The following is a 10,064-nucleotide window of genomic DNA, read 5'->3' as shown; positions in this document are numbered from 1 at the left end:
GGAACAACAACCGACCCACTAACGTACAGCACACAAGGCACCTATGTCATCAACTGGACCTTTGACGATGGCAACGGCAACAGTATCACAGTGCCACAGAATGTGATCGTGGACGATGTCACCGATCCAACCACACCGACACTGGTAGACGTGACAGGTGAATGCTCGGCCACTGCCACGGCACCGACCACGACGGACAACTGTTCAGGCACACTAACGGGAACCACGACAGATCCACTGACCTACAACACACAGGGCACCTATGTCATCAATTGGACCTTCGACGATGGCAACGGCAATGTGATCGTCGTTCCACAGAACGTGATCGTGGATGATATCACCGATCCGGTAATACCAACTTTGGTAGATGTCACGGGCGAATGTTCGGCCACGGCTACGGCACCGACCACAACGGACAACTGTTCGGGAACATTGACGGGAACCACGACCGATCCACTGACGTACAGTACGCAAGGCACCTTTATCATCAACTGGACCTTTGACGACGGTAACGGCAACAGTATCACAGTGCCACAGAACGTCATCGTGGACGATGTTACCGATCCGACCACACCGACACTGGCAGATGTTACAGGCGAATGCTCGACCACGGCCACGGCACCGACCACGTCGGACAACTGTTCGGGAACATTAACAGGAACCACGACGGATCCACTGACGTACAGCACACAAGGAACCTATGTCATCAACTGGACCTTCGACGACGGTAATGGCAACAGTATCATAGTGCCACAGAACGTGATCGTGGATGATATCACCGATCCGGTAACACCGACACTGGCAGACGTCACGGGCGAATGCTCGGCCACTGCCACGGCACCGACCACCACGGACAACTGTTCGGGAACATTGACGGGAACCACGACCAATCCACTGAGCTACAGCACACAGGGTACCTATGTCATCAACTGGACCTTTGACGATGGCAACGGAAACAGTATCATAGTTCCACAGAACGTTATCGTGGACGATGTTACCGATCCGACCACACCGACACTGGCAGATGTTACAGGTGAATGTTCAGCGACAGTATCAACACCGACCACCACGGACAACTGTTCGGGAACATTGACGGGAACCACGACGGATCCACTGACCTACAACACACAGGGCACCTATGTCATCAATTGGACCTTTGACGATGGTAATGGTAACACCATAGTCGTCCCACAGAACGTGATCGTGGACGACGTTACCGATCCAACCACACCAACTTTAGCGGACGTGACAGGTGAATGTTCGGCGACAGCTACAGCACCGACCACGACGGACAACTGTTCGGGAACATTAACAGGAACAACAACCGACCCACTAACGTACAGCACACAAGGCACCTATGTCATCAACTGGACCTTTGACGATGGCAACGGCAACAGTATCACAGTGCCACAGAATGTGATCGTGGACGATGTCACCGATCCGACCACACCGACACTGGCAGATGTTACAGGTGAATGTTCAGCGACAGTATCAACACCGACCACCACGGACAACTGTTCGGGAACATTGACGGGAACCACGACGGATCCACTGACCTACAACACACAGGGCACCTATGTCATCAATTGGACCTTTGACGATGGTAATGGTAACACCATAGTCGTCCCACAGAACGTGATCGTGGACGACGTTACCGATCCAACCACACCAACTTTAGCGGACGTGACAGGTGAATGTTCGGCGACAGCTACAGCACCGACCACGACGGACAACTGTTCGGGAACATTGACGGGAACCACGACCGATCCACTGAGCTACAGCACACAGGGCACCTATGTCATCAACTGGACCTTCGACGATGGCAACGGCAATGTGATCGTCGTTCCACAGAACGTGATCGTGGATGATATCACCGATCCGGTAACACCAACTTTGGTAGATGTCACGGGCGAATGTTCGGCCACGGCTACGGCACCGACCACAACGGACAACTGTTCGGGAACATTGACGGGAACCACGACCGATCCACTGACGTACAGTACGCAAGGCACCTTTATCATCAACTGGACCTTTGACGACGGTAACGGCAACAGTATCACAGTGCCACAGAACGTCATCGTGGACGATGTTACCGATCCAACCACACCGACACTGGCAGACGTCACGGGCGAATGTTCAGCTACAGTTACGGCACCGACCACCACGGACAACTGTTCGGGAACATTGACGGGAACCACGACCGATCCACTGAGCTACAGCACACAGGGTGCCTTTGTCATCAACTGGACCTTTGACGACGGTAATGGCAACAGTATCACAGTGCCACAGAACGTCATCGTGGACGATGTCACGGATCCAGCGACACCAACACTGGCAGACGTCACGGGCGAATGTTCAGCTACAGTTACGGCACCGACCACCACGGACAACTGTTCGGGAACATTGACGGGAACCACGACCGATCCACTGACGTACAGCACACAGGGTACCTATGTCATCAACTGGACCTTTGACGACGGTAACGGCAACAGTATCACAGTGCCACAGAACGTCATCGTGGACGACGTTACCGATCCAGCGACACCCAACCTTCCAATAATTACTGGTCAATGTAGTGCTACAGTTCCAGTACCAAGTACAACAGATGGATGTACAGGCACTATTACAGGAACAACCAGCGACCCGTTGACCTATAACGCTCAAGGATCTTATGCTGTAAATTGGACATTCAATGATGGTAATGGAAATGTAACTAATGTGGTTCAAAATGTAGTAGTGGATGATACGATAGATCCAATAGCTGTGTGCCAAGACTTAACAATTCAATTAGATGATACGACTGGAACAGCTACGATAATTGGGCCACAGTTAGATAATGGTTCTTCTGATAATTGTGGACTTGTAAATTTTTCACTATCACAAAGTATATTTGACTGCACTGATATAGGAACCAATATAGTTGTCTTAACTGTGGATGACGGCAACGGTAATACAGATACTTGCACTGCGACAGTGACTGTAACAAGCCCAAATATTGATGGAGGCACAGCTTTAGGATATTTAAATAATACCGAAACTGTTGCTGATTCGGATAATATTATAGAAGTTACGGCCTGTCCTGACGAACCACAAAATGCCACAATTAATTTATCAGGTCATTCAGGAAGTGTTGTTTTTTGGCAGACTTCAACTAATGGAGGTGTAATTTGGTCTGACGTTGCAAATACGACCACATCTTTTTACTATGCTAATATCTTGGAAACTACATTGGTAAGAGCTGTTGTTCAAATTGGTTCGTGCCAAGCCACATCATCTATAGTAGTTGTTGCAGTAGTCCCACCAGATGTACCGCCTACGATTATTGGTCCGTCGGAATATACTATTTGCTTAGGGGAGGCTATTACTGTAGAGGCAGAAAGTTCTTTTTCGGTCAATACAGAATTGAATAACGGAGGGCAATTTAATGAAGCCAATTTACCTGGATGGTTGGTAGATGGTGCAGACGGAGTTAGTGGCTGGAATGCTTCGGGTAGTAATACCAGTCCAACACCTTGGAGAGGTATAAGTAATGGTAATGGTAACAATAGTAGTAATATTACTGAAGGAGTCCGCTATAAAAATCAAGGAGGAGGGAAATTTGCTATAACTTATGGTGATTTCAACGGAGCAGACCCATCACCTCCTGTAACAACTTTAGAAACTGCAGTGTTCAATACCTTAGGATTGACAAATGCAAGTATTGATTTTCAATCTGCATACTATTTACAGTCTGGAGCATCAGGAATCGTTGAGCTGTCAGTTGATGGTGGGGCTACTTATCCTGTAACATTAATGAGTTTCAATGGACCAGGGGATTCAGGCGGGTTTGTTAATCAAGGTAACGGAGGAAATAATGTTCCAACAGTAAACTTACAGGATGGAATCCATTCGGTTTCATTAGACTTATCAGATTATATTGGCCTTACGGATCTTCGTGTAAGATTCACATTTACCTCAACAGTAGGAAGTTCTTGGGCAATTGACGGAATTACCTTGCCACAAGCTCCAGTTGACGAAGTCATAGAATGGGAAGATGGCACTGGAACTGTGGTAACAACAGGTTCATCAACAACTATAACACCAGTAACGCCAGGTATTCAAACTTATGGTGTTACTTCGTTAATCAATGGCTGTAGAGCAGATGGTCCGGAGGGAACAGAATTTATTGATGTTAATGCGACATTGGCTTATGCAGGCGAGGATATTTCACAAATTATAGGAGAGTGTGGAGAAGATGTAGAATTAAATGCTTACGATAATAATTTAACAGCAGCCCAGAATATTGCTAATGGTGTTAGTAACGCAGCTGTCTTTACTACGGGTACTTACCCTGGTACTGCAGCAGCTGGTGTATGGTCTGCAAATCTCATATCAAGCTGTGGTGGTAATTATTCTTTTTCAGACTTAGGAAGTCCGAGTTCTAAATTCTCAGCAGATCCTGGTACTTATGAAGTGACATGGACAATACCTTCAATAAATTGTTCTGATACTATGATTGTTACCATTGAAAGTTGTCCAACAATAGACTTTGATGGTACTAACGATTATATAACTTTTAAGGACAATTACGACTTGTCAAACGAATTCAGTATTGAAGTTTGGGTTAAACCAGAATCAGTCACAGGTACCCAAACACTATTTTCTAAACGAGACGCTAATGATTTAACTTCTGGTTATGATTTAAGATTAACAGGAGCTACAGTGCAATTTAATTGGAATTCAACGGAAACAATTCAGTCTTCTTATCCAATTTCTATCGATAGATGGTATCACATTGCGGTTACTAATGATAGCGGTAATTATCGATTGTATATTGATGGTATAGAGGTGAGTTCTCCAGTTGCTGGTATAGCTCCAACAACCAATGCAATGGCTAGTATTGTTGGTGCAATGGATCAAAATAATAATCCACCAAATAAACCTTTACATTATTACAACGGTTGGATGGATGAACTTAGGATTTGGAGCACTGCATTAACCCAGGATCAGATTAGACAAATGATGAACCAGGAAATAGATGATAATACTTTGGTACGAGGTGCTGTCGTTCCATTAGATATTACAGGTTTACCTTGGGCAGACTTAGAAGGTTATTATCGTATGGATGTTCTTTGTGGTAAGTTAGTAGCTTATAAAGGTTTAACAGGTCTTCTTAGAAATATGGACTCAGCACAGCAGGAAACAGCACCAATACCTTATACCTCTAGAGTTGATGGACAAGAGTGGGCTACAGATAACACTTGGACAAATTTTAATGTGTGGGATGCACCTAATAGTATAGGTGTGGATAATGCAACACTTATTGATTGGAATATTGTAGAGACCTCCCATGATATATTTTCAGGTGATAAGGATATTACAGTTTTAGGCTTGATATCTGATACACCAAATAAAGAACTTGAGATAAGAGATCCTTCAACACCAAATAACCAGACTAATGATGGTCAAATGTTAAGAGTGACCCATTACTTAGAACTTGATGGAAATATTAAGCTTGTTGGGCAATCACAATTGCTTCAGGATTTTGGTAGTGTGCTTGCAACTTCTAGTGTTGGTAGTTTGGAGCGACACCAACAAGGGACATTGAATGAGACCAATTATAACTATTTGTCATCTCCTGTCGGTACTCTTAATACTTCTTCTAATAATGTGGCTTATACAGTACCTTCTGTCCTTAGGGACGGAACAAATGCGAATAACATAAGCACTATAACATTTAATGACGGAGCAATAGACCCATCAGGTACTGCAGGAAATCTTACGATGGCTGGATACTGGTTGTGGTATTACAACAACAGGAATGATGTTGAGGATGAACAAACAAATTATGATGCTTGGCAATATTTGGGTTCAAGTACACCTATTGATGTTGGCCTGGGCTATACAATGAAGGGCAGTGGTTTGGCTAGTGCTTTTGGCGAACAGAATTGGGCTTTTGTTGGTAAGCCAAACAATGGAGATAATATTAATTTTAATATTAATGCAGATCATCAAACCTTATTGGGTAACCCTTATCCTTCGGCTTTAGATTCCCATAAATTTATTGACGATAATATACCAGGTTCTGGAACTGGTGCAATTGACGGGACATTATATTTTTGGGAACATTACCCAGAAAACCAAACACACTTTTTGGAAGAATATGAAGGTGGCTATGCGACGTTAACTAAGTTGGGTAGCGTACCTGCGGCTGTAATCTCATCATTGATTTCTGGTAACACCACTGCAAACCCTAAACGTCCGGGAAGATATATACCTGTGGCACAAGGATTTTTTGTTCAAGCTCCAGAGTTTGGAAGTGGTGTGAGAACAATTAACTTTAATAATAGTCAGCGTATTTTTTACAGAGAAGGTGTTGATCTGGAAACCCCAAGTGGAGATGATTCTGTATTCCTTAGGAATAATTCTGATACCGTTTCTGCATCAAGTAGTCAAAATGATAATGAACAAATTATTAGAAGTATAAGATTCTTCTTTAATTCTCAAGGATATTCAAGAGAGTTGTTATTAGGGTTTACAAGTGATAATGACGCTACCGATGGTGTAGATTTTGGTTATGATGCAGAGCGTTATGATGTTATGTTAGATGATATATCTTGGAAGATTGAAGATAGAGATTTTGTTATACAAGGAGTAGGGGAATATGATAGCTCAAAAATTTACCCATTGTATATAACGGTTACTAATGATGGTGAGATTGTTTTAGAAGCAAGCGAAATAGAAAATTTCGAAAGTGATATAGATGTGTTTTTATATGATAGTGTATTAAACTCTTATACCAGTATAAAAAACGTTGAGCATATATTTATTCTTAGTCCAGGTGAATATGTAGATCGTTTCTATATTGTATTTGAATCTCAAGTGCTGAGCATAGAAGAAAATGATACAAAATCTTTAGGTTTATATTATTTAGATAATACTAACGAGATTTATGTAAATTGGATCAATACAAATGATATTGTACAGATAGAGTTGTTCAATATATTAGGACAGTCGGTTAAACTTTGGGATGATATTTCACCGGAAAGTGATACGGAGTTAAGAATTCCTGTAATCGAAGTTCCTCATGGTGCGTATGTTGTAAAGCTGAAATTAAAAAGAGGGTCTATAGTAAGTAGAAAAGTTATTATTAAGCAATAATATCTCAGTAATCATCTTATACAGAAGCGACCGATTAGGTCGCTTTTTTGTTGTATATCGGACTTTAATTGTTAATAAATTATGTATTTGGTCGATAAAATAATGTATTTCATGGATTTTATAACTTAGTTTGGTTATATTGGCCTATTAAGATTTTTATCATTTAACCCAAATCAAATGAAAAAAACTACGTGCCTACTTATATTAATGTGTGCAACCTTCTTTATTGAGCTCTCTGCACAAGATATTCAGCGAATTTATTTGAATTTTGAAACCAGTACAGGGTTTCAACGACAGCTATTGTTAGGGTTTACCCCAGATAATGCTGCTACTGACGGTTACGATTACGGATACGATGGAGGTACTTTTAATAATTTTGCGGATGATTTTGGTTGGATAATAGAAGGCAATAGCTATGTTATACAAGGTGTAGGTGAATTTAATACCAATAAATACTACCCTTTAGGTATGTTTCTAACTAATTCTGGAGATATTACAGTTTCACTTGCAGAACTGAATAATTTCGAAGAAGATATAGATGTCTATCTTTATGATGTAGAATTAGACTCCTATGCACTATTAAATGCTTCAAATTTTACTCAAAATTTACAAGCAGATAATTATATAGATCGATTTTACATTACCTTTTCGACTACTGCTCACTTAGATATTAATAGTAATCTTTTGTCTGTAGAAGATAATGAGATTTATCCTGTCAACATATGGTATTCAAAATCAAATAATGAGCTACACTTAAGTGGAAATTTTAACAACACTAACGCTTTACTTTCTTTATATAGCTTAGAAGGAAAGAAAATTATTAAAGAAAAAATGTCTACAGAAGAACATACTTTAAATACGTCAGAAATCTCTAACGGTATCTATATCGTAAAAATTGATTCCGACACATTTTCATATTCTACAAAAGTTTGTATTACCAACTAAGTGAGTAGTTAAGCATTTTCATTAATTTTAGCACTTAAAAATTAATGGAATGTCGAAATCTAAATTAGGTTTAAATACCATTTGCACACACGTAGGAGAAATTAAGGACGAGCAATTCAAAGGTTCTGTCTCACCAATATATTTGAGTTCGTCTTACGAATTTTTTGATATTGATGTAAAACGCTATCCACGTTATTTTAATACACCAAATCAAGAATACTTATCAAAGAAAGTAGCTGCATTAGAACATACAGAATCCGCAATGATATTCGGGTCTGGTATGGCAGCAATTAGCACCATGTTCTTAGCATTTTTGCAAAAGGGAGACCATTTGGTGGTACAGAATACATTGTATGGTGGCACCGTAAATTTTATAAAGGAAGAATTCCCAAAGTATGGCATAGAATATACCTTTACCAATAGCTATAAAGTTGAAGATTTTGAAGCTGCTATTCAAAAAAACACAAAATTGATTCATATTGAAACGCCTTCAAATCCATTATTAACAATAACAGATATAAAAGCTGTTGCTAAGTTGGGTAAATCAAAAAATATATTAACCTCAATAGACAATACCTTTGCTTCCTCGGTGAATCAGAATCCGATTGATTTTGGGGTTGATATGGTGATGCATTCCGCAACGAAATATTTTGGAGGGCATAGTGATATTTGTGCTGGTGCGGTAGCAAGTTCTGCAGAACACATTGAACGCATTTGGAACGTAGGCAAGAATTTAGGCGGAAGCTTAAGTGACATGACGGTTTGGATGTTAGAGCGCAGTATGAAAACTTTAGGACTACGTGTAAAAGCACAAACTAAGAATGCCATGAAAATGGCTAAATGGTTAAATAAACATCCAAAAGTCAGTAAAGTTTATTATCCTGGATTAAAATCCCATCCTGAACATAAATTGGCAAAATCGCAAATGAAAGGTTTTGGTGCCATGCTTTCTTTTGAATTGACAGATGATTTGGATTCGAAACGATTTCAGGAGGAACTAAAATTGATTAAGTCCTCAATGAGTTTGGCAGGAATTGAAAGCACTATGCTGTCACCACACCTCACATCTCATGCACTATTGAGTCAAGATGAACGTGATCGAGTCGGTATCAGTGACCAGCTGATTCGTTTTTCTGTGGGAATAGAAGAGGTAAAGGATTTAAAGAGGGATATAAATAATGCTTTAGATAAAATTTAAATTGATGAAACTAGACATATTAGCTATTGGATCGCATCCTGATGATGTGGAATTGGGTTGCGGTGCAACACTGGCGAAAGAAGTTGCCAATGGAAAAAAAGTTGGCATTATAGATTTAACCAGAGGTGAGTTGGGTACGCGTGGTACAGCAGAAACTCGTGACGAGGAAGCGTTTAATTCAGCGAAAATACTAGGTGTACATGCCAGAACCAATATGCGTTTTGCTGATGGATTCTTTAAAAATGATAAAGAGCATCAAATTGAAATGATTAAAATGATTCGTTTTTACCGACCTGAAATTGTAATCTGCAATGCTATTGATGACAGGCATATAGATCATGGAAAAGGTAGTCAATTAGTTAGTGATGCCTGTTTTTTGAGTGGTTTGAGAAAAATTGAAACCGTACACAAAGATGAAAGTTCTATACAGGAAGCTTGGAGACCAAAAACCGTATACCATTATATACAATGGAGAGATATTGAGCCAGATATTGTTGTAGATGTTTCGGGCTTTATGGATAAAAAAATGGAATCTGTTTTGGCATACAAGACTCAGTTCTTTAATCCTAAAAGTGGTGAGCCAGAAACACCCATTTCTAGTAAAAACTTTACGGATAGTATAGAATACAGAGCTCGAAACTTCGGTAGGCTTGTCGGAGTTGAGCATGCAGAAGGCTTTACGGTTGAGCGCTATCCTGCAGTAGATAGTTTATTTGATTTAAAATAAGTTAAAAAAACACTTTGTAGAAAAATGTAAATAAATTACATTTGCAGTCCTAAT

General features: G+C 40.5%; 4 protein-coding genes. All 4 read left to right on the top strand.

Features of this window, described 5'->3' with window-relative positions:
* Positions 1-7,140 (top strand): DUF8693 domain-containing protein (locus F1003_RS04015; RefSeq protein ID WP_155087924.1); only part of this gene is annotated, 7,140 nt, incomplete at its 5' end.
* Between the two features lie 177 nt (positions 7,141-7,317).
* Positions 7,318-8,085, top strand: coding sequence for a DUF8693 domain-containing protein (locus tag F1003_RS04010; RefSeq protein WP_155087923.1), 768 nt, complete (start codon positions 7,318-7,320; stop codon positions 8,083-8,085).
* A gap of 49 nt (positions 8,086-8,134) precedes the next feature.
* Complete coding sequence (locus tag F1003_RS04005; RefSeq protein WP_155087922.1) at positions 8,135-9,283, top strand: trans-sulfuration enzyme family protein; 1,149 nt, start codon at positions 8,135-8,137, stop codon at positions 9,281-9,283.
* Between the two features lie 4 nt (positions 9,284-9,287).
* Positions 9,288-10,010, top strand: a complete 723-nt coding sequence (gene bshB1, locus F1003_RS04000) for a bacillithiol biosynthesis deacetylase BshB1 (protein ID WP_155087921.1) — start codon at positions 9,288-9,290, stop codon at positions 10,008-10,010.
* The last annotated feature ends 54 nt before the right edge of the window (positions 10,011-10,064 follow it).

It is taken from the genome of Winogradskyella ouciana (assembly GCF_009709615.1).
GTDB classification, from domain to species: Bacteria; Bacteroidota; Bacteroidia; order Flavobacteriales; family Flavobacteriaceae; genus Winogradskyella; species Winogradskyella ouciana.
Note: the sequence above shows the minus strand (reverse complement) of the source record. Positions and strands in the feature narration are given on the sequence as shown.

Bases quoted from the DNA above. Each gene is read 5' to 3' on its own strand.
- bshB1 (WP_155087921.1), top strand. From the start codon at position 9,288: ATGAAACTAGACATATTAGCTATTGGATCGCATCCTGATGATGTGGAA.
- F1003_RS04005 (WP_155087922.1), top strand. From the start codon at position 8,135: ATGTCGAAATCTAAATTAGGTTTAAATACCATTTGCACACACGTAGGA.
- F1003_RS04010 (WP_155087923.1), top strand. From the start codon at position 7,318: ATGAAAAAAACTACGTGCCTACTTATATTAATGTGTGCAACCTTCTTT.